The organism is Microbulbifer regidiadema (SeqCode), from assembly GCF_052467605.1.
In genome coordinates this window covers 1,662,851-1,686,961 of the sequence record NZ_CP174316.1, presented here as the reverse complement: position 1 = coordinate 1,686,961, position 24,111 = coordinate 1,662,851, and the positions used below count along the sequence as shown (strand labels likewise).

At 54.0% G+C, this 24,111-nt stretch carries 22 protein-coding genes; 13 read left to right on the top strand and 9 right to left on the bottom strand.

Annotated features, from left to right (window positions below; genetic code table 11):
- Positions 1-3: 3 nt before the first annotated feature.
- The gene (locus tag ACJJIF_RS08045; RefSeq protein ID WP_444931702.1) at positions 4-1,170 is read right to left on the bottom strand and encodes an aminotransferase class V-fold PLP-dependent enzyme; all 1,167 of its coding nucleotides are present in this window, start codon (positions 1,168-1,170) and stop codon (positions 4-6) included.
- A gap of 74 nt (positions 1,171-1,244) precedes the next feature.
- On the opposite strand from ACJJIF_RS08045, the gene ACJJIF_RS08040 reads away from it, so the two are divergent.
- The 8 genes from ACJJIF_RS08040 (at position 1,245) to ACJJIF_RS08005 (ending at position 10,278) form a co-directional block, all read left to right on the top strand.
- On the top strand, positions 1,245-1,685 hold the full coding sequence (locus ACJJIF_RS08040; RefSeq protein WP_444931701.1) for a VOC family protein: 441 nt from the start codon (positions 1,245-1,247) through the stop codon (positions 1,683-1,685).
- A gap of 54 nt (positions 1,686-1,739) precedes the next feature.
- A complete protein-coding gene (locus ACJJIF_RS08035) occupies positions 1,740-2,843 on the top strand; it encodes a hypothetical protein (RefSeq protein WP_444931700.1) in 1,104 nt (367 codons plus the stop codon).
- A gap of 2 nt (positions 2,844-2,845) precedes the next feature.
- On the top strand, positions 2,846-3,511 hold the full coding sequence (locus tag ACJJIF_RS08030; RefSeq protein WP_444931699.1) for a GntR family transcriptional regulator: 666 nt from the start codon (positions 2,846-2,848) through the stop codon (positions 3,509-3,511).
- A gap of 226 nt (positions 3,512-3,737) precedes the next feature.
- Positions 3,738-5,087: an aspartate aminotransferase family protein gene (locus ACJJIF_RS08025; RefSeq protein WP_444931698.1), complete on the top strand. Its 1,350-nt coding sequence runs from the start codon at positions 3,738-3,740 to the stop codon at positions 5,085-5,087.
- Between the two features lie 123 nt (positions 5,088-5,210).
- Entirely contained in the window at positions 5,211-6,596 is a 1,386-nt protein-coding gene (locus tag ACJJIF_RS08020; RefSeq protein WP_444931697.1) for a glutamine synthetase family protein, read from the top strand.
- A gap of 432 nt (positions 6,597-7,028) precedes the next feature.
- Entirely contained in the window at positions 7,029-8,405 is a 1,377-nt protein-coding gene (locus ACJJIF_RS08015) for a glycosyltransferase family 4 protein (protein WP_444931696.1), read from the top strand.
- Positions 8,405-9,169: a class I SAM-dependent methyltransferase gene (locus ACJJIF_RS08010; protein WP_444931695.1), complete on the top strand. Its 765-nt coding sequence runs from the start codon at positions 8,405-8,407 to the stop codon at positions 9,167-9,169. Before ACJJIF_RS08015 ends, ACJJIF_RS08010 begins: the two co-directional genes overlap by 1 nt.
- The gene (locus tag ACJJIF_RS08005; RefSeq protein ID WP_444931694.1) at positions 9,166-10,278 is read left to right on the top strand and encodes a prenyltransferase/squalene oxidase repeat-containing protein; all 1,113 of its coding nucleotides are present in this window, start codon (positions 9,166-9,168) and stop codon (positions 10,276-10,278) included. Before ACJJIF_RS08010 ends, ACJJIF_RS08005 begins: the two co-directional genes overlap by 4 nt.
- On the opposite strand, the gene ACJJIF_RS08000 is transcribed toward ACJJIF_RS08005, so the two are convergent.
- Entirely contained in the window at positions 10,207-10,824 is a 618-nt protein-coding gene (locus ACJJIF_RS08000; RefSeq protein ID WP_444931693.1) for a class I SAM-dependent methyltransferase, read from the bottom strand. The genes ACJJIF_RS08005 and ACJJIF_RS08000 overlap by 72 nt on opposite strands.
- A gap of 117 nt (positions 10,825-10,941) precedes the next feature.
- Here ACJJIF_RS08000 and ACJJIF_RS07995 point away from each other — a divergent pair, with 117 nt between their 5' ends.
- Together ACJJIF_RS07995 and ACJJIF_RS07990 are read left to right on the top strand one after the other, a co-directional pair.
- On the top strand, positions 10,942-11,664 hold the full coding sequence (locus ACJJIF_RS07995) for an acyltransferase (protein ID WP_444931692.1): 723 nt from the start codon (positions 10,942-10,944) through the stop codon (positions 11,662-11,664).
- Positions 11,665-11,683: 19 nt separating this feature from the next.
- Positions 11,684-12,205 carry a shikimate kinase gene (locus ACJJIF_RS07990; protein ID WP_444931691.1) on the top strand — a complete coding sequence of 174 codons (522 nt, stop codon included), beginning with the start codon at positions 11,684-11,686 and terminating at the stop codon, positions 12,203-12,205.
- A 57-nt stretch (positions 12,206-12,262) separates the two neighbouring features.
- Here the strand turns inward: ACJJIF_RS07990 and ACJJIF_RS07985 are convergent, their stop codons facing one another.
- Complete coding sequence (locus ACJJIF_RS07985) at positions 12,263-12,733, bottom strand: Lrp/AsnC family transcriptional regulator (RefSeq protein ID WP_444931690.1); 471 nt, start codon at positions 12,731-12,733, stop codon at positions 12,263-12,265.
- A gap of 277 nt (positions 12,734-13,010) precedes the next feature.
- Between ACJJIF_RS07985 and ACJJIF_RS07980 the strand changes: the two genes are divergently transcribed.
- Complete coding sequence (locus ACJJIF_RS07980; RefSeq protein WP_444931689.1) at positions 13,011-16,568, top strand: indolepyruvate ferredoxin oxidoreductase family protein; 3,558 nt, start codon at positions 13,011-13,013, stop codon at positions 16,566-16,568.
- A 52-nt stretch (positions 16,569-16,620) separates the two neighbouring features.
- Here the strand turns inward: ACJJIF_RS07980 and ACJJIF_RS07975 are convergent, their stop codons facing one another.
- Entirely contained in the window at positions 16,621-17,895 is a 1,275-nt protein-coding gene (locus ACJJIF_RS07975; protein ID WP_444931688.1) for an OprO/OprP family phosphate-selective porin, read from the bottom strand.
- Positions 17,896-18,038: 143 nt separating this feature from the next.
- On the bottom strand, positions 18,039-18,929 hold the full coding sequence (locus ACJJIF_RS07970) for a TraB/GumN family protein (RefSeq protein ID WP_444931687.1): 891 nt from the start codon (positions 18,927-18,929) through the stop codon (positions 18,039-18,041).
- A gap of 180 nt (positions 18,930-19,109) precedes the next feature.
- Between ACJJIF_RS07970 and ACJJIF_RS07965 the strand changes: the two genes are divergently transcribed.
- Positions 19,110-20,207: a glycosyltransferase gene (locus tag ACJJIF_RS07965; protein ID WP_444931686.1), complete on the top strand. Its 1,098-nt coding sequence runs from the start codon at positions 19,110-19,112 to the stop codon at positions 20,205-20,207.
- A gap of 42 nt (positions 20,208-20,249) precedes the next feature.
- On the opposite strand, the gene ACJJIF_RS07960 is transcribed toward ACJJIF_RS07965, so the two are convergent.
- From ACJJIF_RS07960 to ACJJIF_RS07950, 3 genes are all read right to left on the bottom strand, one after another.
- Positions 20,250-20,834: an acyloxyacyl hydrolase gene (locus ACJJIF_RS07960; protein WP_444931685.1), complete on the bottom strand. Its 585-nt coding sequence runs from the start codon at positions 20,832-20,834 to the stop codon at positions 20,250-20,252.
- A 100-nt stretch (positions 20,835-20,934) separates the two neighbouring features.
- Complete coding sequence (locus ACJJIF_RS07955; RefSeq protein WP_444931684.1) at positions 20,935-22,083, bottom strand: sigma-70 family RNA polymerase sigma factor; 1,149 nt, start codon at positions 22,081-22,083, stop codon at positions 20,935-20,937.
- 192 nt (positions 22,084-22,275) lie between these two features.
- Positions 22,276-22,698: a hypothetical protein gene (locus ACJJIF_RS07950; RefSeq protein ID WP_444931683.1), complete on the bottom strand. Its 423-nt coding sequence runs from the start codon at positions 22,696-22,698 to the stop codon at positions 22,276-22,278.
- A 236-nt stretch (positions 22,699-22,934) separates the two neighbouring features.
- Here ACJJIF_RS07950 and ACJJIF_RS07945 point away from each other — a divergent pair, with 236 nt between their 5' ends.
- Complete coding sequence (locus ACJJIF_RS07945; RefSeq protein WP_444931682.1) at positions 22,935-23,243, top strand: hypothetical protein; 309 nt, start codon at positions 22,935-22,937, stop codon at positions 23,241-23,243.
- Between the two features lie 81 nt (positions 23,244-23,324).
- On the opposite strand, the gene ACJJIF_RS07940 is transcribed toward ACJJIF_RS07945, so the two are convergent.
- Entirely contained in the window at positions 23,325-24,083 is a 759-nt protein-coding gene (locus ACJJIF_RS07940) for a YciK family oxidoreductase (protein ID WP_444931681.1), read from the bottom strand.
- Positions 24,084-24,111 lie beyond the last annotated feature (28 nt).

Here is a 24,111-nt window from a genome sequence, read left to right as displayed (position 1 = left end):
GGTTTAAGAGTTAAATACTTGCTGATAAGTTTCATTTTTATCGTGGTAAATGGCGAATCCCAGCCGCAGAAACTGTTGGCGGCGATCGCACAGAACGGCTCGGGCTTTGAGTTCCTCCTGAACCCCGTGTGAAATTTCCGCTCGTGAACAGTCAAATGTAAAGAAATGGCCGTGGCCTTTTTCCAGGTCGTGAGCAATCAAATTGCTGCGATTTAAGATGGGGTGGTTTGAGTTATCCATACTGGTGAGGAAGCGGCTTTGCGCATCGCGAACATAGCGATGTATTTTTTCTATGGTAATCCCTTCGCGATGGAATAAATCAAAGATAGCCAGGGCTTTATAGAGGGTTGAATAGTCCATGGTCGCCCCGGCAAAGCGCAGCCAATTGTCGCTATAACCCACTTCTCCCGAGCGATTTTCCAATTCGGCCATTTCTGCGAACCAGCCGGTATTGAGTGGCCGCAGGGTGCAGTTTGCGGGAATCGTCATAAAGCACAGGCCTTCGCCGGCGCCGAGGTACTTGTAAGAGCCGGCGGTAAAGAAAACCTTGTCCGCAACGCTTGTGAGATCGATAGGGCGGGCAAAAAAGCCGTGGTATCCATCGATAACAAATTGGGTGTCTTGGGGTTTTCGTGCCGCGATATTTAGGAGTTGGGGGAATACCACGCCAGAGTCAAAAAATACCAGGCTGGCATAGGCCAGGTGGTATTCATTCGCATGTAGTTCGCTCTCGAATCGTTCGGCCAGGGTGGCATAGGGCTCTTTGGCAATCCTTGTTACCGTTACCTGGGGCAGCTCTTCCAGGCGCTGTAGCTGGCGGGCAATACTGTAGAATTCTCCGTCGGTGGTGAGGATGCGCAGTGGTTGACTGGGGTCGAATGCGCTCAGTAGCCGGTACACTAACTCGTGGGTGTTCGGCGCTATTGCGATTAGGTCTGCCCGGGGCAAGTTGAGGGATTTCGCGATCGCCGCTTGCCATAGGGGTATCTTCTCTTCAAAAATTGGCCCCCACTTTTCGTCGGCCAGTAGCGCTGCATCGCGCCAGTACTGCTGCACCGCGTTCAGGGTGACATCGGGCCAGTAGTGGTGGGAGTGGCAAGCCATATGCAGCATAGAAGAGGGGCTGCCGCTGGGTGCCTGAAGGAACTCGCGATAGAATTTTTTATACATAGGTGTTTAGCTTTAAAAGCCGATTTATTTGTTATGGGCTGATTGTAGAGCTTGGCAACAGGAAGGAGTAGAGGGTGAAATACTTACACACCATGGTTCGCGTAACCAATCTGGATGAGTCTCTGGCGTTTTACTGTGAAAAATTGGGGCTACAGGTTGTTAGTCGAAATGATTACGAGAAAGGGCGCTTTACCCTGGTATACCTCGCAGCACCCGAGGATCTTGAGGCGGCTGGGGAGAATAAGGCTCCGACGCTGGAACTCACTTACAATTGGGACCCGGAAAGTTATACGGGCGGACGAAATTTCGGCCACCTGGCGTATCGGGTGAATGATATTTACGCGGTTTGCCAGCGTATGATGGATCAGGGGGTGGTTATCAATAGGCCGCCGAGAGATGGCCACATGGCATTTCTCCGCTCCCCGGATGGTATTTCCATTGAATTATTGCAGAGCGGAGCGCCGCTCGCCCCTCAGGAACCCTGGATGTCGATGGAAAATCAGGGCGAGTGGTAGTTCGGGATAGTTGTAGCTTGGATAGATTTTGACGGCCTAAAAAAGAGAAATTGAGTGAAAAATACCAGTTGTATTCTGTTGGCCGGAGAGACGGCTGCACGGCGCATACGTGGGGAGGGCTTGTCCCAGGGGCAGTTTTCCACACTGGTCGGCGCTTCCGGTGGCCCCAAGTGGCTGGTGATCAGCCAGTTGGATCGGGTGTTGATGGGGGAGTTTTTCAAGGAGCGGAGTGAGCCAATCACCACTTTGGGATCGTCTATCGGCAGTTTTCGCAACATGTGTTACGCCATGGCGGAGCCGCTGTCGGCACTTGAGCGATTGGAGCATTACTATATCAATCAAGTCTATTCCGAAAAGCCCTCACCTGGGGAAATTACCGCCGGCGGTCGCAAGATGTTGCAGGCGGTGTTGGCTGCCGATGGCGCTCGCGAGGTGGTGGAAAACCCCATCTGGCACAGTCATTTTGTAGCGGTGCGGGGCAGGGGGCCTCTGGGCAGCGAAAACAAGGCGCTTCTGGCCCCGGCGTTACTGGCCTCGGCATTGGCCAATGCGGTTTCCCGCAACAGCTTGAGCGCTTTTTGGGAGCGGGTGGTTTTTCATTCGCAAAAGTCGGCGGGCATCCACTTCGAAAACTTGAGCACTGAAAACATACCGCTCAGCGAGCAGAATACCTGTGCCGCCGTGCTGGCCAGTGGTTGTATTCCCCTGGTGATGACCGGGGTACAGACGCCCGAGGGGGCCCCTGAGGGCAACTATCGCGATGGCGGCATCACCGACTATCACTTTGATCTGCGCTTCCGCCACCCCCAGGGATTGGAGCTCTATCCGCACTTTTTCCCCTATATGGTGCCCGGTTGGTTTGACAAAGGGCTTTCCTGGCGGCGGGTTCGCGGTGATGCGATGCAATCCACTCTGGTTGTGGCCCCTTCGCCCAAATTCGTTGCCACCTTGCCCTATGGCAAAATCCCCGACCGCAATGATTTCTACAAACTCGACCGTGAAGATCGTTTGAAGTACTGGGGGCGGGTGGTTGATTTGAGCCGCCGGGTAGCGGATGACTTTTATGAAATTTGGCAAAGTGGCCGGGCGGCGGACTATTTAATTGAGGTGGGCGCCGAGGATATCCCCCACCGATTGCAGCAGGTCAGGGCCGCATAGGTATGGTGCAAGAATTCAACAGTCCTCAGGAGGAGTACCGTACAACCCAAGAGCGGGTTTATTTTCAGGTGCGCGATGCGATTCTGCGGGGCAAATTTTTGCCGGGCAGGGCGATTACGATCCGGGGGCTGGCCGCAGAGCTCAATTGCAGCCCCATGCCGGTACGCGAAGCGCTGCGCCGCTTGACTTCGGAGCGGGCCCTGGAGCTGTCGGATACCCGGCGGGTCAAGGTGCCGACAATGACCCCGGAAAAGTTGGCAGAGATCTGCACCGCTCGGGTTGCCCTGGAGTGCCAGGCCGCAGAGCAGGCCCTGCCTCTGGTTGGCGATGCCGACTTGGCGCGGCTGCGGACGTTGGATGAGCGCGTTACTGAAGCGCTGGCGCAGAAAGATATCGAGCGCTATGTAACCACCAACCTGGAGTTTCACTTTACCCTTTACCGCCTGGGGCAGCCCCATATCATTTTGTCCCTGATTGAGAGTCTGTGGTTGCAGACCGCGCCCCTCCAGCATCTGGTTTTTCAGCGCTTCGGTGTGCAGGAGCTGCCAGATCGGCACCAGGACCTGCTTGAAGCTATTGCCAGTAGGGATGTGCTGAAGGTGCGCAAAGCCATTCAGCAGGACATTGAGGAGGGGCTCGGCTCTATCTCCGCAGAGGAGCTGCTATAGCAGCTCCTGGTCCCATCAGCACTTCAAGTCCTCTTGACCATTTAGTTTCCACTTTTTTTCCTCGCGCGGGTGCAATTCGACCTTATGTTTTCGGTAGGGGCAGATAGCCCTTGCGCTTCTGTCGATGGCCCCACTAGAATGTGATCACAAATTAGTGGTAACGATTTGGCCTTTGGAGCCCGATGGGTGGGCGCTGAGCAAGGCCTGTGAAAGCCAGGAGATAAATATGAACAAGACTGAGCTGCAGCAACACGACCGCGAGCACCTGTTACACCCCTTTACCGACTTCCACGATTTGGGGCAGCAGGGGACCCGTGTCATTACCAGCGCCGAGGGCGCTTACATCACCGATATTGATGGCAACAAACTGCTCGACGGAATGTCGGGCCTCTGGTGCTGCAATCTCGGCTACAGCCGCAAAGAGATCAGCGATGCGATCTACGAGCAGCTGAATACCCTGCCTTTCTACAACAGCTTTTTCCAGTGCACTACGGTGCCCTCAATTGAACTTGCCGACGCCCTGGCGGAAGTGACTCCGGCACATATGAACAACGTGTTCTTTACCGGCTCCGGTTCCGAGGCCAACGATACAAATTTGCGCCTGATTCGCCGTTTCTGGGATATCCAGGAGAAGCCCGAGAAGCGCATCGTGATTTCCCGCAAGAACGGCTATCACGGCTCTACCATTGCCGGCGCCAGTCTGGGTGGGATGAGCGGTATGCACAAGCAGTTCCAGCCGCTCGATTATATTGAGTACGCACAGCAGCCCTACTGGTTCGCCGAGGGTGGCGATATGTCTCCAGAGGAATTCGGTATTCAGGCGGCTCGCAGTCTGGATGAGAAAATCCAGGAGCTGGGTCCGGATAATGTCGCGGCCTTTATTGCCGAGCCAATTCAAGGCGCCGGTGGGGTAATTATTCCGCCAGAAACTTACTGGCCGGAAGTCAAGAAAGTGCTGGACCAGTATGACATCCTGTTGGTGATGGACGAAGTGATCTTTGGATTCGGTCGTACCGGTGAGTGGTTCGGCGCCGACTATTACGGCATGAAGCCCGATCTGATGACCTTTGCCAAGGCGGTAACCAATGGCTACTTCCCGCTCGGCGGCACTATGGTGAGTGACCGCGTCGCTGAGGTGATTAAAACCAAGGGCGGTGAGTTTACTCACGGCTATACCTATTCCGCGCACCCGGCTGCCTGTATGGCTGGTCTGGCAACTATCAATATTCTGCGCAGTGAGAAGATTATTGAGAATGTTCGCGATATAACCGGCCCCTACTTGTCCAAGCGCTGGGCTGAACTGGCGGAGCACCCGATTGTTGGCGAAACCCGCAGTCTGGGTATGGTCGGCGCCTTGGAGCTGGTAAAAGATAAGGCCAGCCGCGCTCGCTTCGACGACGATTGCACCGCAGGTGCGGTATGCCGTGACCTGAGTATCAAGCACGGCTTGGTTATGCGCGCGGTTGGCGATGCCATGGTTATCGCGCCGCCGCTGATTATGACCACAGAGCAGATCGACGAGCTGGTAGAAAAAGCACATCGCGCCCTGGACGACACTGCGAAAGCACTGGCGTAACATAGCGGCAAGACACCCTGTTGCAGAGGCGGCCAGCGAGCTCTTCTTTCCACGGTAATAAGTGGGAGGGGGGGGGGCTGGACCGCCTCTGCGCGGTTAGATTGGATCACCCCCAGGCACCTTATGTCTCAAGAAAAAGAATTCACTGCCCAGCCGGACCTGTTGGAGCAGTCACAAAAATTCCTGGCAGAGCACCCGGACCTAAAGTGGATTGAAGGCTTTATGTTCGATATCAATGGCGTGCCGCGAGGGAAATGGTTGCCGGCGGAAGCGGCCGAGAAACTGCTTAAGGGCAGCCTGCAAATGCCGCGCAGTGCGGTTAGTCTCGATATCTGGGGGCGGGATATTGAAGACAGCCCACTGGTCTTTGCCAGCGGGGACAGCGATGGTGTCTGTCTGCCGGTATCCCCAATGACCCTGGCGCCCTGGCACCGCGAGGCCACCGCTCAGCTGCATATGCAGTTGCACGAAGCGGACGGCTCCTCTCTCTACGCCGATCCCCGCAGCCAGTTGCAACGCGTGGTAGAGCGCCTCGGCAAGCTGGGCTATACCGCCGTGTGCGCGACCGAGCTGGAATTCTACCTGCTTCGCGATGAGGTGGATCACCTGGCGCGCCCGCGCCCGGTTAGCGATAACGATGCGGAGCTGGTGCCGTCTACCGACGTTTACGACCTATCCGAGCTCAACGCGCAGCGACACTTCTTTGCCGATGTGCGCGCAGCCTGCGAAGCCCAGGGGATCCCCGCCGACTCGGTATTGTCAGAGTGCGCGCCGGGGCAGTTTGAAATCAACCTGCTGCACAGCGCCGATCCGGTTAAAGTCGCCGATCAAACACTGCTATTTAAGCGCCTGCTAAAAGGTGTAGCGCGCAGCCACGGTTTCCGCGTGAGCACCATGGCCAAGCCTTTTGGCAATCAGGCGGGCAACGGCATGCATGTGCATATGAGTTTGATCGACGCCAGTGGTAAGAATGTCTTTGACGATGGCTCTGACAGCGGCTCCGATTTGCTGCGCTATGCCGCCGCTGGAATGCTGGCGACGGCCAACGATGCGATGGCGTTCTTTGCACCCCACAGCAATTCTTACCGCCGCTTCCAGGAGAGTTCCCACGCACCGCTGAATCTCTGTTGGGGTTACGATAATCGCACCACTACTTTGCGGGTGCCCGCCAGTGATCCCGCAGCGCGGCGTATCGAGCACCGCATTGCCGGGGCGGATGTAAACCCCTACCTGGTGCTGGCTGCGATTCTCACCGGTGTGTGTCACGGTATTGAGAAGCAGCTGGAGGCGCCGGCACCTGTCGAGGGCGATGCCTATCAGGTGGAGAGTGAGAAGCTGATCAATACCTGGAGCGGTGCACTGGAGCGATTCGAACAGAGCCCTCTGTGGCGCGAGTATCTCGATCCGCGTTTTGTGGAATTGTTTTCCCTGTTGAAGCGACAGGAGCAGGCCGAGATCGCCGCCCGCGTTACCGATGTTGAATACCAGAGCTATCTGCACCGGGTATAAATTTTGAGGGTGTGCCTGAGCGCCGATAACCGCTTTAATAAACGGCTTTCACGACAGGAGAGTCAGGGTAGGCAATTCCTCTGCTATACCTAAATTTAAGTGCATAACGCGCTTGAAACTCTCCTCCTGAAAGTGTGTTCGAGAAATCTAGCCCGCCATTTGGCGGGCATTTTTTATTACCCGCTCGTTAATACCTGTTTTAGCCTTTGTCTACCTTGAGGGTGTCGGGCGATATGGCCTGAGTTGGTGGCCCTGTCGCCATTTTGGCTTGCGAGCACACCCTTGAGTCAGGATACCAAGAGTGTGGACCGCTTCTGCCTAGCAGTCATTTCTCCGCCAGTGTATTCTTCCGCTTTACCAGTGAGACACCCCAGACGGTCGATTCTTGCGTGTCGGCATTTGCAGAATGCCTGTGCGCAAGTGGTTAATGTAATGGGGTATAAGAATATTGCAGATGGGGAAACTATGACCGCCTTGGGAAATTGTGCAGACGGTCCAACGGCTGGCGAAAAGCGGCCGCTTAAAATTTGCCTTTTGGGGTATCGCAGCCATCCACATAGTGGCGGCCAGGGCATTTACCTGCGCTACCTGAGTAAAGCACTGGTTGATGCCGGTCACTCCGTGGATGTTATTTCTGGGCAGCCCTACCCGGAGCTCGATGAGCGCGTCAAGCTTATCAAAATGCCGGGGTTGAATCTCTATGAAGTCGAGCGCCCCGCACGGGCCTTGAAACCCCGCCACCTGTTGTCATGGGCGGATTTTTTTGAATGGTGGAGCAAGCTTACCGGAGGGTTTGCCGAACCCTATACCTTTGGTCGCCGGGTCAATAAATACCTGCGCAAGCACGGCAAGCAATACGACATTGTTCACGACAACCAGTCACTGTGCTACGGCCTGTTGGATATCGAGAAAAATGGCTTGCCTGTTGTCGCAACCATTCACCACCCCATTACCCGCGACCGCCAATTGGCGTTAGATGCGGCTCCCGACTGGCGTTTTCGCCTGCTGGTGCGCCGCTGGCATAACTTCCTGAATATGCAGATAAAAGTATCGCGCAAACTCCGCCATATAGTGACGGTTTCCAAGCAATCTGAGCGGGATATTATCGAGCAATTTGGTGTGGCTCCCGAACAGATTCACCTTATTTACAACGGTATTGATACCGAGTTATTCAGCCCGGGGGCGGAGAATAAGCGCCTGCCGCTGCGTATTATGACTACCGCCTCGGCGGACCAGCCACTGAAAGGTTTACGTTTCTTACTACAGGCGCTGGCGGAGCTGCGCGGGGAGTATGCGGACATAGAGCTACTGGTGGTAGGCAAATTGCGCGAGGGTGGTGCCACCGAGCGCCTGCTTCACGACCTGGACCTTCAAGATAGGGTGCAGTTTGTCTCCGGCATTTCTAACGATGAGCTGGTGGATCATTACCGCAAGGCGACAGTGGTCGCTTGCCCATCGCTCTACGAAGGTTTTGGCTTGCCCGCCGGCGAGGCAATGGCGTGTGGTGCCCCTGTTGTATCCAGTGATGGGGGGGCTTTACCCGAAGTCGTTGGGGATGCCGGAATTGTGGTGCCTGCAGGCAATCACGAGGCTTTGGCCAGCGCCCTGCGCCAAGTGTTGTCCAGCGAGGCGCTGCGCCAAGAACTCAGCGAGAAAGGCCGACAGCGTATTGAAAATAAATTTTCCTGGAAGATTGCCGCAGACAGCCTGGTGAAATATTACCGGGAAATTCTCGGGCACTCCCTGGTGCAACAGTCTGGTGATCACGCCGTGGATACGCCGAATATACGCAGTGCGGAGGCCGCTTAATGATTACCGTAGATCCACAGCACTTGAGTCTTCGCCCGGGACAAAAAGTCCTCGATTTAGGCTGCGGTGAAGGGCGTCACTCCATTCACTTGATGATTACCGATGAGGTCGATGTTTACGGCATCGACCTGTGTTTTGACGATGTGCGCACCGCCAGTGAGCGAGCGGAACCTTTCCGCGCTCCCGAGCATTCAAAGGGCCGTTTGCAGTTCGGTGTTGCCAATGGTTTGCAGCTGCCATTTGCCGATGGGAGTTTTGATGTGGTGATTTGCTCGGAGGTACTCGAGCATATCCCCGACTATAAATCCGTATTGGCGGAGATCAATCGAGTGTTAAAACCCTCCGGTATTTTTGCCGCGACGGTACCGGCCTTTTTCCCCGAGTGGGTGTGCTGGAAACTCAGTGATGAATACCATCAGGTTGAGGGGGGGCACATTCGAATATTTCGCGAGCGCGGGTTGCGCGAGGATATTGAAAAGCTGGGTCATCGCTATTTTGCCCGGCATAAAGCCCATGCACTGCACGCCCCCTATTGGTGGTTGAAGTGCCTGTTTTGGAATAAGCCCAACGCCCGCTTGGTATCCGCCTATCACCGCTTGCTGGTGTGGGATCTGATGAAGAAACCGGCATTTACCCGGATTCTCGAAAAATTGCTGAACCCGTTTTTGGGAAAAAGTATTGCGCTTTATTTTGTCAAGCCTGCCAGTTCGGCACAGCGAGTAGAAGATGCGCCCCTCCCCCTGTCTGAGGGCGCTGAAGCATGAGTGAGGTTTCTGTGTCGGCAAAAGTTTCAGGCCTGTTTCCGGAAGGATTTATTCAGAATAGTGCTGCCTATATCCTCTCCCAGCAGCTTGCCGATGGCTCAATTCCCTGGTTTAAAGGCGGCTATGCCGACCCCTGGGATCATGTCGAGGCCGCTATGGGGCTCGCCATTGCCGGGGAGTTCAGCGCTGCGGAAAGAGCCTATGGCTGGTTGGCTGAAATACAATTGGAGGACGGCAGTTGGTGGGCGGCTTATAAAGACGGCGATATCGACAATCGGGAGCGCCGCGAAACCAATTTTGTCGCCTATGTGGCGACAGGGGTCTGGCAGTATTTCCTGATCAGTAAGGATGCGCTGTTTTTGCAGCGCTATTGGCCGATGGTGGAGGGCGCGATCGAGTTTGTACTGCGCCTGCAAACGGAGTTTGGCGAAATTCACTGGGCGGTGGATGCCGAGGGTAAACCGCTGGAAGACGCCCTGATCACCGGTTGCTCTTCTATTTATAAAAGCCTGGAATGCGCCATTAACATTGCCCATCAGCTGGGTATTGCCCGCCCTCAGTGGTCGTTTGCACGGGATGCGCTGGGCGATGCACTGCGCAATAAGCCGGAGCGTTTTGACCGTACCTGGGAGAGCAAGGCGCGCTTTTCGATGGACTGGTTTTACCCGGTATTAACCGGCGCTTTTTCTGGCGAGGCGGCGCAGCTGCGCCTTCAGCAGCGCTGGGATGAGTTTGTCGTGGCCGGTTTGGGCTGTCGCTGTGTCAGTGATGAGCCCTGGGTAACCGTGGCTGAGTCGTGCGAACTCACCATGTCCCTGGTTGCCGCTGGACAGCGCTCGCGAGCAGAGATTTTGTATCGCGGCTTGCACCGCTGGCAGGACAAAGACGGAGGCTATTGGACCGGTTACGTCTATCGGGATGAGGCTATCTGGCCGGAGGAAAAAACTACCTGGACCGTTGGCGCCATGCTTTTGGCCGCCGATGCGCTCGCCGGATTAACGCCAGCGAGCGCGCTGTTTACCTCGGTGTGTCTGCCCTCAAATGCGGCGCAGGATGCCCAGGGTATCGACAATTTCGACCAGCTCGAATTGAGCGGAAGCCAGGGCTAGCTTGTAAATATCATAGGGCGCCTGGCCGCCATCGGCAGGGTCCGGGAAAATATCGTGGATAGCCAGGTAGCCGCCGGGCACGATATGCCGGGACCAGCTGCGATAGTCGGTCATGGCCGCCTCCAGTGAGTGGCCGCCATCAATAAAGACCAGGCCCAGAGGGGTATTCCAACGGCGTGCGGCCGTTGCGGAGGGGGCGACCACGGGAACTACCCAGTCGTCCAATTCGGCAGCGCGAATATTGGCGCGGAAAGTGCGGAAACTGTCCATTAAATTGGCCTGACCATCAAACAGCTCGGGGTCGTGATACTCCTCTCCGGGCTGGTGCTCCTCGGAACCGCGATGGTGGTCTACGGCAAACAGGATGTTATCGGATAGTTTACAGGCGCTGGCCAGGTAGATAGTCGATTTGCCGCAGTAGCTGCCCACCTCAAGGCAGGCGCCCAGGGAGCTGGCCTTCGCGGCCAAGTGGTAGAGAGCTTCCCCCTCATGGGCGGCGAGAAATCCTTTAATCGTTTGAATATCGACAGGTAGTTTTAGAGACATGGGTAACCGCTTGCTGTTTTTCGTGGTCGAAACACTAAACTGCCACTATTACAAAAGCAATTGGGTTTTTTATTCAGCGGCTCTTTGGGGCTCAGGAAAATAAGTAGAAATTGAAGTATGCGTAAGGATCACAGACCCTATTGGCTCAAGCGAGTGCAGTTGCGCTGGCGCAAATGGCGAATGGAGTATTTTCTTCTGCCGCAATTTGATGCGGTTGGTGTTGAGCCGGAAGTGATGGACCCGGGTTCTGTTCATGTTTTTGGTGGAAATGTTCGACTGGGGAATTACCCCCACCTAATCTCCAATAGTGAAAAATGTATCCGCTTTACCACCTTTGGGCACAAAGGGGGCGAAGCGTTTATTACTATTGGTGATTTTGTGCTGATCTCTCCGGGCGTGCGTATTTCTGCGGCGCAATCTATAGAAATTGGTGATGCCTGCATGATCGCGGCCAATGTCTATATTTCAGACTCCGATTGGCACGGACTCTACAATCGCACGCGCCCGTTCCGCTGTACGTCACCGGTACGCCTGGGTAACAATGTGTGGATTGGTGATGGCGCAACCATTTGTAAAGGTGTCACTATCGGTGATAACTCTGTGGTGGGGGCCGGTAGTATCGTCACTAAGGATGTCCCTGCAAATACGGTTGTCGCCGGCAATCCGGCAAAACCCATTAAATCAATAAATCCCAAGCGGCGTATGATTACCCGCGAGGCATTATTTGCCGATGCCTTTCGCCAGGCGCACAATCTGGATGAACTGGATAAGATGATGTTGGCAGACAACAGTTTATTGGGGTGGCTGCGCGCAGTATTTTTTCCCCGCCGTGGCGATTAAATGTGTAAGTATTAATTAAATGAAAAAAAGAAAAAGCATTGTCCTGATTGGAATGCCCGGCGCCGGAAAAAGTACGCTGGGGGTGTTGTTGGCCAAGGAGCTTGCGCTGGGATTTACGGATACTGATGTTCTGATTCAATCCAGGGAGGGCAAGACTTTGCAGCAAATTATGGCCGACAGTGACTATTTAAACCTTCGCGCCATTGAGGGGGAGGTTTTAGCCGAGGCTAGCCTCCCCAGTGATGTTATCGCCACCGGAGGCAGCGCAGTCTATAGCGAAGAGGGCATGGAAAACCTGCGCACTCAGGGGGTGGTGGTGTTTCTCCAGTGTTCGGCAGAAGAGCTGCGCCGGCGTATCCACAACTATGAAAGCCGCGGTATCGCCAAGGCCCCGGGGCAGTCTTTTGTAGAGCTGTTTGAAGAGCGCCAAGCCCTTTATCGGCGATATGCAGAAATTACGGTGAATTGTGATGGTCGCTCCCTGCAGCAGGTGCTTGAGCAGGTGCTTGAGGCGCTGGGAGAGTTTGCCGAGTCGCGATGATTTTTGCAGCGGGCCCCAGGCCTTGAGACGAGGGGCTTTACTTTTCTCGCTGTTGCCTTAAAGTGGCAGCTGAGTGGTGTATTTCACCTGCTTGAGGGCAAAGGTGGAGTTGACCGATGCCACGTTTGGCAGGTGCACCAGAGAGCGCTTCAGTAACTGCTCATAGTGCTCCACGCTATCTACGACCACGCGCAGGACATAGTCTTTGTCCCCACTGGTTGAATAGCACTCCACCACCTCTTGGACATCCTGAACGGCTGATTCAAAATTGTTCAGGGATTCCTCATCGTGGTTGTGAATGATAACGTAGCAGTAGACGGTAACACCCAGGTCCAACTTGCGTGGATCTAGCAGGGTAACGCGGCCACGGATAATGCCCTCGGCTTCCAATCGCTTGATTCTGCGCCAGCAGGGCGTGTGGGAAAGACCGACTTTATCACCCAGCTCTGCCATGGAGTAATCTGCGTTCTCCTGCAGCGCTCGCAGAATCTTGCGGTCAAAATCATCCAGGTCTGTCGAACGCTTCATAAAGACTCCTATCCTATAAAAATTATTTCATTCGAAACTTTCATCACAAATTTACGCATATTTGCGTGAATAAAGCAATGCTCCATTGCCCTTAACGAACTAGTATGACCTGACTAAACCGTTTCGGGATAGGTGCCGTGCGCCTTCAGCCGCTCTGGGACTTTGCGGCAAATATAACAACAGGCGCACCTAGCCACAGAAAACGGACTATTCGGAAGAATAATGACTAATAACTCGGACCGGGTTTCGAGAAGAATAATTAACCGGAAGTAGGTGTATGACTGAAAAAGTAACCAGTCCTCAAAGTACGGCGGACTCCCAGGTAAAAAAACAAGTTTCACTGGACGATCGCTACACCATGCTCAGGGGGCGTGTGCTCCTCTCAGGCATCCAGGCCCTTGTGCGCTTACCCATAGATCAGATGCGAATGGACCGGGATCGCAGTCTCAATACTGCGACTTTTATCTCCGGTTACCGGGGGTCGCCCCTGGGCGGGTACGACCTGCAGTTATCCCGGGCGAAAAAACTGCTGGAAGAGTACAACATCCGTTTCCAGCCTGGCGTCAATGAAGAGTTGGCCGCTACGGCAGTTTGGGGTTCTCAGCAGGTGGGCTTGTTCCAGGGCGCGGAAGTGGATGGCGTCTGCGGCATTTGGTATGGCAAGACGCCGGGCGTCGACCGCTCTTGCGATGCCTTTCGCCATGCCAATGCGGCGGGTTCCTCTCCCAAAGGCGGTGCGCTGATTATTGCCGGCGATGACCACGGCTGTAAGTCATCGTCCTATCCCGGACAATCTGAATTTGCCTTTGTGGATATGCATATTCCAGTACTGAACCCCGCCACCGTGCAGGAGGTGCTGGACTATGGTCACTACGGCTTGGAGCTGTCGCGCTTTAGCGGTTGCTGGGTGGCCATGATCACCCTGGCAGAAAATATGGACAGCTCTGCGACCGTGGAAGTGGACCCTGAGCGGGTCAAATTTAACTACCCGGATATCGAGCGCCCCGAGGGCGGCCTGAATATTCGCAAGCAGGATAACCCCCTCGAACAGGAAGAGCGCCTGTGGCGCTACAAGCGCCCCGCTGCACTGGCTTTTGCCCGCGCCAATAAGCTTAACAAGGTGGTGTTGGAGAACCCCGAGGCGAGCCTCGGTATCGTCACTACCGGTAAGGCCCATCTGGACCTGATGCAGGCCTTCGAAGATATGGGTATCGATGAGCAGAAGGCCAAACAGCTCGGTATCCGCATCCTCAAAGTGGGCATGACCTACCCCCTGGATGTGCCGGGTATTCAGGAGTTTGCCCGAGGGCTGGATACGCTGCTGGTGCTTGAAGAAAAGCGCAGCCTGATGGAGGTGCAGCTGAAAGAGGAGCTGTACAACGTTCACGTTAAGGACCCGAATTTCCCGCGTATTCTCGGCAAGGTGGACGATAGCGATCAGCCGTTGATGCCAGCTTATGGCGAACTGTCGCCGGCGATTATTGCCCAGGTGCTGGGCTTTGTTCTGGGTGAGGACAAGTTGGACGAAGGCGGTAAGCACCGCCTGATGCGCCTCAACGCCCTGGCTGAGCGCATTTCCCGGCAGGCGGGCTCCAGCGTATCGCGCCTGCCCATGTTCTGCGCCGGCTGTCCCCACAACCGTTCCACCAAGGTGCCGGAGGGGAGTCGGGCTCTGGCAGGTATTGGCTGTCACTATATGGCCCAGTGGCTCGACCGGGAGACTTATACCTTCACGCAAATGGGTGCCGAGGGCGTTAACTGGGTGGGGCAGGCGCCGTTTACTAGTGAAAAACATGTCTTTGTAAACCTGGGTGATGGCACCTACTTCCACTCCGGCATTTTGGCGATTCGCGCTTCCGTGGCTGCCAAGGTCAATATCACTTACAAGATCCTGTTTAACGATGCAGTCGCCATGACCGGCGGCCAGCCCCACGACGGGGAGCTGGCACCGGATATGATTTGTCGTCAGGTTTTGGCGGAAGGGGTAGAGAAGGTTGTCCTGGTGATGGATAACCCGGATAAATACAAAGGTGCGCTGTCTTTCCCCAGTGAAGTTGAAATTCATCACCGGGATTACCTGCCCGTGGTAATGAATGAGCTGCGTGAGGTTGAAGGTTGTACCGTTATTATTTACGACCAGACGTGTGCCACTGAACTGCGCCGCAAGCGCAAGCGCGGGCTGCTACCCAAAGCCGAGGGGCGCCCCTTTATCAATGAGCTGGTGTGTGAGGGCTGTGGGGATTGTGTCCAGCAGTCGAGCTGTATCGCAGTGGAGAAAGTGGAAACGGCGCTGGGAGATAAACGCCGGATAAACCAAACTGGCTGCAACCAGGATATGTCCTGTGTTAACGGCTTCTGCCCGTCCTTTGTCACGGTGAAAGGCGGCAAGATAGCCAAGGGCGCCGGGGTTGGCGATGTGTTGCGTACTGAAGCGGCCAAGTTGCCCTTGCCACAGCTGCCGGACTTACAGCAGCCCTACAACTTCCTGGCGACCGGCGTTGGCGGCACCGGTGTGGTGACTATTGGCGCCTTGTTGGCGATGGCGGCGCATATCGAAGACAAGGCGTGCAGTACCCTTGATCAGACCGGCCTGGCACAAAAGGGCGGGGCGGTTTACTCCCATATCCGCTTTGCCGCCGAGCCCCAGGCTTTGCAGGCGGTGCGTATTTCCGATGGCCGCGCCGATGCCCTAATGGCCTGCGACCTGATTGCTGCGGGCAATGTGGCGGCTTGTCTGGCCAAGCTGGATGAATCGCACAGCCGTGCGGTGGTAAATACCCATTTGAGCCCAACGGCGGCAACGGTGCTTGGGCGTGAAGATGTCCACTCGCCGCAGGCGGTGCTGGATACGGTGAGCAGTGCGGTTAGTGAGCTGAGTTCTGTAGAGGCACATCGCCTGACCAAGTCGGCCCTGGGGGATACGCTCGCCGCCAATATCTTTATGCTCGGTTACGCCTGGCAGAAAGGGCTTATTCCACTAACTGAGGCCTCTCTACTGGAAGCGATCCGCTTAAATGGTGTGGCCGTGGAGGGTAACCTACAGGGGTTTGCCGCGGGGCGTCTGGCGGCAGAGAATCGCCAAGCGTTAGATAAACTGTTAAGGCCTGAAAAAGCTGCGCTAGAGGTGCCACAAACGCTTGAGGCGATAGTGGCTCACCGGGTGGAGCATCTCACCGGCTATCAAAATGCAGATCTCGCCGAGCGCTACCGCAGCCTGGTAGATACAGTGAAATCTGCTGAGATTTTAAAAGTGCCCGGCAATGTACAGCTGGCTGAGGTCGTTGCGCGCAATTATGCAAAACTGCTCGCCTATAAAGACGAGTACGAGGTCGCCCGCCTGTATACCGATAGTCGCTTTAGCGAATCGCTCAAAGAAAACTTTAGTGGCGACTTTACCCTGGAGTTTAATTTGGCTCCCCCACTATTGGCGCGCTTCGATAAAGGCCTGGGGCGTCCCCGCAAAATGAAGTTTGGCGGTTGGATGTATAAGGCATTTACTGTGCTGGCGAAGCTAAAATTCTTGCGTGGATCGGCGTTTGATATCTTTGGCTATACCGCCGAGCGAAAAATGGAGCGGACGCTGATTGGCGAATATGAAGAATTGGTTAAGAAAGTTCTGGATCAATTGAATTCGCAGAATCATGCCGCCGCAGTCGAGCTGCTTCAATATCCGGACAGCATCCGGGGCTATGGCCCGGTCAAAGAGGCCAATATTGAAAAGGCAAAACAGCAGCGGGATATCGCCTGGAAGCTTTTTGAAAATCCAATCCGGGATGTGAACCGATCGGCGGAAGTTGAAGTGTTTGATCCGGCCAAGGCGCAGCAGGTAGGTTAATTACCGCTTTGCTTGAGCGGCTCGGGGAATTTCTTGAGTCGCTCGCTATTCCCTACCAGACACCCTGTAAGCGCACAGCGAATTGGTTGGTTTTATCTCCAGTAAAATTGTCGTCGCCCAGGGTGATATTCATCATTAGCCGCACCTTGGGATTAAAGTAATAATTAAGCCCCAAAGTAAAGTTGCTGGCTTGCAGGTGGCGCAAGTCCCGATTATCTATGCTGTTGTATCTTGCCGCCAGTTCCCAGGCACCCTCTGGGGGCGATGGCTTTATCGATTTAAATACCCCCTTTTTGGCGTCGTAGGGTTTGCTCTGTCCGCTAATTGCCCAGCTTCCCAAAATATACCAGGTGTGGACATCCTGATCGCCAATAAAGCACCCACTGATGGGGTCGCAAAAAAAGTTTGCTGGTTGACCGAAAAACTCCTCAAATGTCAATTCAGAGAGGTATAGCTTGCCGCCAAACTGTCCGTAGGCATATTCCGCCTGCATAAATAGAGAACCATACGTCACTGCCAATTCGAGGCCGGTGATATTGGCATGTCCTCCGGCATCCCCTAGAAAGAATTCGTCATCGCCAAACGCCCCAAAGAAGTTATCCGCTCCGCCGGGGGTGATAGCTATGAGTTGCTCAGGCCCCCGGCGACCGGCATAGGCAACTTCCGCGAGGATATCCGGGGTGTCTTGATTTGCTTTTTCATAACTTTGGGATATCCCCAGGTGGAGTGTCGATATCGCGCTGCTGATGGGGGCCCAGGTTAATCGGGCAGCGCTGCCAAACCCTGAATTTCTGGGTTCGCCCGGATTGCGCAAATTAAACAGGTTCAGGCTGAAGGTGTGGCAGCACCAATAGGTATTCCAGCCGATTCCCTGTTGCCGCCCTCGGCCACTAAAAATACCTGAGGCAGAGGTGGCCGCCCGCTCCATCAGTACTAAGTCGTTGGAACTGGTGAGCTCATTAATTGAGCGGCCGGGCTTGAAGTTACCGATGGTGAGTTTTCCATTGTAGAGTTCAGTCGCGAGGTAAACATCGCGAAGTCCACCGGTTCCATCACTGGCAAAATCCCGCTCTAGCTTGTAATCCCACTGCCATACTTTGCCCTTTACAAAAAGTCTGGCGCGGCGAAAGTCTGTGGTATTGACTGGGTCTTCCAGGTCTTTATCAAAAATATAGGTATCGAAGTGTATCCTTCCGCCGAGCTGTGCGGAGAAATTGCCATCATCGGAGATAATTTTTAGTCCGCCAGTTGTCTCGGCCTCATCGGCAATGACCGCCAGGCTAAATAAAAGGGTGGCTATGACACAGCATGCTCCCCAACCCTTCATAGGGCACCTCTTCTTGTTGAGAGTGATCATTGATCGAGGGAAAAGTGTTATTCGAGTTTAGCAATAGAACAGGCGGAGTCGGGAGGGGCGTAAATAAAGCGGCGCAGAAAATCTGCGCCGAAAATCACTGGAGGGGCGCTGTATTAGAGGCGCTCTAATTGGTAGCCACTGTCGCCCAAGAATTCAAGCACACTGCGCTCACCGACTAGGTGGCCGGCGCCGACAATCACAAATAGGGATTTGTGGTTCGGTCCTTTGAGGGCAATTTTTTCAGCCATTTTCTTATTGCGGTCAAAGAACAGGGTGTCGTACAGCGATTTATATTCGGGATTCTCTGTTAGGCTGTCGAGGATAATCAGACGGTTTAAGGTATCGCTATCCCCCTTTTTCCAAGCGCTGGTAATTTGGGGTAAAAAAGATGAAATATCTTCAATTTGCTCCAGGGTCTGCTGGAGTAGCAGGGCTGGGTTCTCCAGGCCATTTAACATCTGAAACTGCTGGAGTACACCCTCTAGCTCCAGAATAGACTTGCCATCTTTTTTGGCCTTTAACAGGAAATGCCGGTCAATACCGAGCTCAGGGTTGAGGCCGTGGGCTTGCATCTCAAGCATGCTCATAGAGATCATGGCAATGGCGGGGCGCTGTCGAATAAACATCGCCTCGGGCATATTGCGCTTTTGCATCCATGATTTCAGTTGATCGTACAGCTCGGGGGGCAGCTCGTCTTTCAGGGTGCGCTCGCCCTGATACACGGATTCCATCATGATGCGCTGCTGCAACAGTGGGTCACCTTCAGCAGCGAGGATATCGGCCTCTACGGCAATGGCATCACTTCTGCTGTATGCCTGCTCAATTTTTTCTCTAAGAGGGTAGAAATCCTCAGTTGCCAGATGTATGGAGCCGAGTAAATAAACCGTCTTGCCATCTTTACTCGCTTTCCAAAAGATGCCTTTATCGCTCTCAGCGGCTGAAGCCCCTACAGTGAGCAAAAATAGTATGAGGGCGAGTACAAAACTTATTTGTCGATGGAGCATGATCAAGTCCCTGAGTGGTTTGCTTCGCTAAATACTACCATTAACCTTTTCTGGCACCAGAGGTAGGGGGGCAGTTTTGGCAAATAGAGCCATTCCCGTGTAAATTAGTGATGACTAGCTGGGAAATTCTCCTTGGCGGAGTCAAAATAGCCCTTTTGGTCTGCGGTCACGGAAGTCAAATTGAAGGTTGTACAGTTTTTACCCAGTTTAGAGCCAGGGGTCGCGGCAACGCTTGCGCTTGAGTTTGCCAATGAATTGGTCAAAAAGGGCCATGAATCCCTGGTAATTTCTGCCGGTGGACCAATGGAGGCGCGGTTTCGCCTACACGGTAGTGAGCATATTAAATTTCCGGCGATCCGGGAGTCGGCTTGGTCACTGCGCCATGTATCCCGCCTGCGCAGGGTCCTTACCCAGTTGCAACCGGATATCGTCCATACCTATGGCCGCTCGACAGCCTTTCTCGCCTGGCGCGCGCTAAGGCGTGCCCCCACCACAAACCGCCCCAAATTGGTGCCTTTGGTGGATCAATATTTCTCTAATAGCTACTTCAATAAAGGCTTGGCGGCGGGAGATGGAATTATTGCAACTTCATATGGGGTTGCTGAGCACCTGAATAAGTCCATCGCCAGGCCTGTAGAAAAATCAATGGAGATTATTTATCGCGGTATCAACACTCGCGAGTTTGACCGTGAAAAGCCCGTAGCCAGCCAGTGGCAGTTGAAGCTTCTGAATAGCTACCCCCAGTTGGAGGGGAAAAACTGGTGGTTGATGCCGGGAGTGATTTCTGCCGGTGGGGGGCACGAGGCATTTTTGCAGATGCTGGCACAAATTGTAGGGCAGAGGGACGATATTCACGGAGTAGTCGTCGGTAGCCCGGTAGAAAATGACTTGCGCTACTTGAAAAAATTGGAAGCGCTCGCGCAAGACTTGAACCTGGGTGGCAAGGTGACCTTTCTCGGTGAGCGCCGCGATATGCGCGAGCTCTATGCCAGCTCTCAACTTGTCTTTCACCTTGCCGGGGAGAGGGATGAGAGTGGCAAGTATGCCAAGGAGGCTTTGGCGATGGGGCGTCCGGTAATTGCTTATGCCGATGGTTGCGCGGGGGAGGTTTTGCAAAATCATTTCCCCGACGGATTGGTGCAGCGAGGCGATACGAAAGCGCTGATAGAGTCGACTTTAGGTCTGCTGGGGCGCTCTAACAGCTTGAACCCGCAAGACTTTGGCTATGCAAGCGCAGCGGAGAAAACTATAGATTTTTTCCGTAGGGTTTTAAATTAACTCTGTAATGCCTCTGCAGGCTTTTGGACGATAAAAAGCCGGCTAAAAATACAAGTGTCCATTGACGGAGAGGGTGTCAAAGCCCACATTGGGCATATTGGTGCCGGCATTGGAGAAATGGCTGTAGCGCAAAGAGACGGAGTGGCCTCTGCTAAAGCGATATCCCAGTGCCAAATGCAGTGCAAAATTGAGCTTGGTGCTCAATTCGAGTTCGCCAAAATGTCTTTCGCTTAAGTAGGACATGCCTATGCCCGCTTCGGTAAAGCTGCCCTGTGGCTCACTGCGAGGATACCAGCGCAAGACGGGCTTAATTTCAATAATATTTTGCAGCTGTTTTTCTTTGAGGTGCTTGATTCGCAGATGGGAATAACTGCCTTGACCCCACCATTGCAGGGTATTATCGCCGAGGCTGAATGAGGATAGTCGTTGGGAATAGCTAAATCCTGCCATATCTGCGGCTGAGATAGACAGGTATTGTATAAGTTCATCTCCCAGCCCCTTGCCGCCACTTGCAATAAACTCTGACTCTGCACAGATCGGCGGCGCAAACAGGAAGCCGCCGATAAGCAGACAGGCACAGTGTTTGCGAGCACTGTGAGTTTCGCTTGGGAATACTGATTTACGCATAATTTTGCGGAATCTGCTGATGAAACTGTTTTAAAGACTAGTGGGCAAGGGTTCAATGGCAAGCGTCCAGAGAGGGGCTTGCCATCGGTTTCTTTCTCTTCTAGCGCCACTGGCGTTTCAGTTGTCGCAGTGCGTCAGAGTGTAATTGCCGCGCACGCTCCTGGCTAAGCCCCAGCTGCTCGCCAATAACCCGAAAAGAGCAATCCTTGTCGGAAATTAACCCATACCTCAAATTGAGGACTGTTCGCTGTCGTGCCGGCAGGCGGGAAACCGCCTCTCGCAGGCGCTGAGCCAATTCCTGGTTGGTCACCAGCTCGTCTGTATTGTAAAGCTCATCTGCGGGTGCGTAGTCCAGCCGGGTACTGCTCTGGTCGTCTGCTACCGGGTCATCCAGTGACCCAGTTGGTCCGGGCAGTTTTAGCAGGCTTTGAATCCTCTCGATATCGAGCCCGGTCTGGCGGGCCAGATTGTCATCGGATGCGGGTTGTCCTAGGGCGCGAACTTCGCCGATGGCTCTGTAAATGGCTCTTAAGTCATCCTGAACATTGGCCGGCTGTCGAACCAGATCTTCGTTGCGCCTTAGGGCCAGCTGAATCTCTTGCTGAATCCACCAGTAGGCATAAGTTGAAAAGCGGTAGCCCATTTGCGGTTTAAAGCGCTCAATTGCCTTCATTAACCCAACATTGCCCTCTTGAATCAGGTCGATAAAGGGGACCGATGGGTTGCGGAAACGTTTGGCGATAGCGATAACCAGGCGCAGGTTGCACTGGATCAATTTTTTTCGCTGCTTTTGAAAGCGCTGTAGGAGCCCATTCAGTCTGCTGCGATTGCGCCTGTCCAGGTTCTCGCTGGAGAGGAGTGCTTCTGTATGGGCAATGATCAGCCCGTGATCGTAGGCACCGGTGCTTCCCCGCTGTTCTACCCCTTCGCTGCGCAGCTGGACCAGCTGGGTGCCGCTATTTTGAAGGCTGGAGATCAGTTTTTCTTCCAGGTCGCGCAATAGGCAGGTGGTACTGTGCTCATCCTCCGGGGTTAATAGCTCAAGCCTATAAAGGTGCTTGAGATAGCTTTGCATCGGGGTGCTACCGCTCTCGGAGAGCGTATCGCCCGCTGCCGGGATCTCTTCGACATTGGGGCTGCGCTCAACGCTGGGGTTGGGCGTATCTATACCCTGAGAAGAGTCGGAGAGGGGGTCGCTTGTATCCTTCAGCCATTCTTCATCCCTTGAGTAAAAGTGTTCTCGGGACAAGTGCTTAACCTTCTGTTGGCTGTGTGAGTACCATACGCTGTGAGGCTATAGGCGTTGATGGCGCCTATTTCCCTCTCACTATAGAAGAGTATTGGGAAGGGCGCCTGGGTCAGGTATGACTGGAGGGTTGCTTTGGTTTGCTGCAATAAGTCGGGTGGGGCGGGATAAGGTGCTCCCGCCGGGGATATAAACCTACTTAATACGTTTTACACGGAGCTTGCGACCGCCATCAATAGGCTTCATAAAGAAGGAGCCAAGCAGTGCTCTTTCTACAACTACAGGGTCGCCAACTTTCCAGAATACGTTGCTTGAATCATTTTGCTTCCACAGCTGGCCGTTATCAAGCGTAATAAATCGTTTGCCATGGGCGCCCATTTGGATTGCTGCGATCTTGGCGTCGATTCTCTCAGGCGCCTCCTCACTTGCAAGCTTCTGCTCATGGCCGAATTCTCTAACAGCGCGCTCCTCTAAAGAGTGGGCAACCCGGTCATAGCAGTCGAGGCGGTTTTCTTGTGATTTAATCCCGGAGCAGGCTTTGATCTGGTCGCTGATAGACTCCGCAAAAACCGGTGGGGAAGAGAGTGCCAGTAAGGTGAAAATAAGTGCTACTTTCATAATTCAGGGTATAGATTTATTGGCTAATTATGCGTTCATTCTGCCTGATAAGGTGCTATTGAACAAATAGATTTGGGAAGGGGTTCACACCTTTCCGCAGATCAACATGAAAGAATTTATGAAATAGTGTGTGATGGCTGAGCGCTGTGGTATTGGGGACTGCACTGAAAAATTGCAAAGGTTGAAAGCTATCAGTGCAGAATGGATTATAAAATCAAACTATCCAGGGGTGGGGAATGAAGGGTTTATTAGCACCTGTAGCGCTGTTTACTGTGGTGATTGGCTATTTTTTTTGCGAGGGAGTGAATCTCGCTGTCTCTGATCGGGCTAGGGCGCATGCAGCGGGGGCCGTATTGAGTGAACGGGACGATCAGTCCGTTGACTATAACCAGTACTCGGGAGACGCTGAGGACGCCGAGCTGTTTGACGACTCTGATATGTTGGAGTTTGACGGTGATGTATTTGCCGATGCCCCTGAGCAGATGCCGCCGTTGGCAGAGGGCTCGGGTGGCAAAAACAGCGATGAAAAGGACTTTGGCGAATAGCAGCCCGATATAGTTCGAGTGAAAGTTGGCTGGACAAGCGCCCGAAGGTAAAACTCGGGCTCTTGTCCATAGTTAGTGTGTCTATTTTTGCTGGGCGCTAAAGTGCTTTCCGCTCAGGCCCTTGCTGTCATCGCCCATCAGGTAGAGATAGGTGGGCATAATGTCTTCTGCCGAGGTGACCGTTTGCGGGTTTTCCGCAGGGTAGGCGGTTGCGCGCATCGTTGTCCGGGTTGCTCCGGGGTTTAGGCTGTTCACCCGGATATTGGATACGCCTTCCAGCTCATCGGCGAGCACCTGCATAAGGCCTTCAGTGGCAAATTTTGATACTGAATAGGCACCCCAATAAGCCCTTCCTTTGATCCCCACGCTGGAACTTGTAAAAACAATAGATCCCGCGTCTGACTCTTCCAGTAGAGGCAGCATTGCCTTGGTCAGGCCGAATGCCGCATTGACATTGACCTGCATTACCTGTTGCCAGGTATTGAAATTGTAATTGCCGATGGGGGTGCGCTGCCCGAGCAGGCCGGCATTGTGCAGGAGTCCATCCAGGCGGCCGAACTCGGTGCGAATAGCTTCTGCGAGCCCCTCAAACTCCTCTATTTTTGCCGTACTGAGGTCCATAGGGAAAATTGCAGGCTGTGCGCCACCGGCGGCCTCGATTTCATCATAGACCGCTTCTAGTTTGGGGGTTGTACGGCCAAGCAGGATGACTGTTGCCCCGTGCGCAGCAAAAGTTTTTGCTGCGGTTTTCCCTATGCCATCTCCGGCACCGGTGACAAGAATAATTTTGCTTTTTAGTAGGTCGGAGGGCGCTTGGTAATCGCCAACAAAGTCTGACATGAAATATCCCGATACTGTCACTGAGCCT

Excerpts from the sequence above, each read along its gene's own strand:
- ACJJIF_RS08045 (WP_444931702.1), bottom strand. The coding sequence starts at position 1,170 with ATGTATAAAAAATTCTATCGCGAGTTCCTTCAGGCACCCAGCGGCAGC.
- ACJJIF_RS08030 (WP_444931699.1), top strand. The coding sequence starts at position 2,846 with ATGGTGCAAGAATTCAACAGTCCTCAGGAGGAGTACCGTACAACCCAA.
- ACJJIF_RS08025 (WP_444931698.1), top strand. The coding sequence starts at position 3,738 with ATGAACAAGACTGAGCTGCAGCAACACGACCGCGAGCACCTGTTACAC.
- ACJJIF_RS08020 (WP_444931697.1), top strand. The coding sequence starts at position 5,211 with ATGTCTCAAGAAAAAGAATTCACTGCCCAGCCGGACCTGTTGGAGCAG.
- ACJJIF_RS08015 (WP_444931696.1), top strand. The coding sequence starts at position 7,029 with ATGGGGTATAAGAATATTGCAGATGGGGAAACTATGACCGCCTTGGGA.
- ACJJIF_RS08010 (WP_444931695.1), top strand. The coding sequence starts at position 8,405 with ATGATTACCGTAGATCCACAGCACTTGAGTCTTCGCCCGGGACAAAAA.
- ACJJIF_RS08005 (WP_444931694.1), top strand. The coding sequence starts at position 9,166 with ATGAGTGAGGTTTCTGTGTCGGCAAAAGTTTCAGGCCTGTTTCCGGAA.
- ACJJIF_RS08000 (WP_444931693.1), bottom strand. The coding sequence starts at position 10,824 with ATGTCTCTAAAACTACCTGTCGATATTCAAACGATTAAAGGATTTCTC.
- ACJJIF_RS07995 (WP_444931692.1), top strand. The coding sequence starts at position 10,942 with ATGCGTAAGGATCACAGACCCTATTGGCTCAAGCGAGTGCAGTTGCGC.
- ACJJIF_RS07990 (WP_444931691.1), top strand. The coding sequence starts at position 11,684 with ATGAAAAAAAGAAAAAGCATTGTCCTGATTGGAATGCCCGGCGCCGGA.
- ACJJIF_RS07985 (WP_444931690.1), bottom strand. The coding sequence starts at position 12,733 with ATGAAGCGTTCGACAGACCTGGATGATTTTGACCGCAAGATTCTGCGA.
- ACJJIF_RS07980 (WP_444931689.1), top strand. The coding sequence starts at position 13,011 with ATGACTGAAAAAGTAACCAGTCCTCAAAGTACGGCGGACTCCCAGGTA.
- ACJJIF_RS07975 (WP_444931688.1), bottom strand. The coding sequence starts at position 17,895 with ATGAAGGGTTGGGGAGCATGCTGTGTCATAGCCACCCTTTTATTTAGC.
- ACJJIF_RS07970 (WP_444931687.1), bottom strand. The coding sequence starts at position 18,929 with ATGCTCCATCGACAAATAAGTTTTGTACTCGCCCTCATACTATTTTTG.
- ACJJIF_RS07960 (WP_444931685.1), bottom strand. The coding sequence starts at position 20,834 with ATGCGTAAATCAGTATTCCCAAGCGAAACTCACAGTGCTCGCAAACAC.
- ACJJIF_RS07950 (WP_444931683.1), bottom strand. The coding sequence starts at position 22,698 with ATGAAAGTAGCACTTATTTTCACCTTACTGGCACTCTCTTCCCCACCG.
- ACJJIF_RS07945 (WP_444931682.1), top strand. The coding sequence starts at position 22,935 with ATGAAGGGTTTATTAGCACCTGTAGCGCTGTTTACTGTGGTGATTGGC.
- ACJJIF_RS07940 (WP_444931681.1), bottom strand. The coding sequence starts at position 24,083 with ATGTCAGACTTTGTTGGCGATTACCAAGCGCCCTCCGACCTACTAAAA.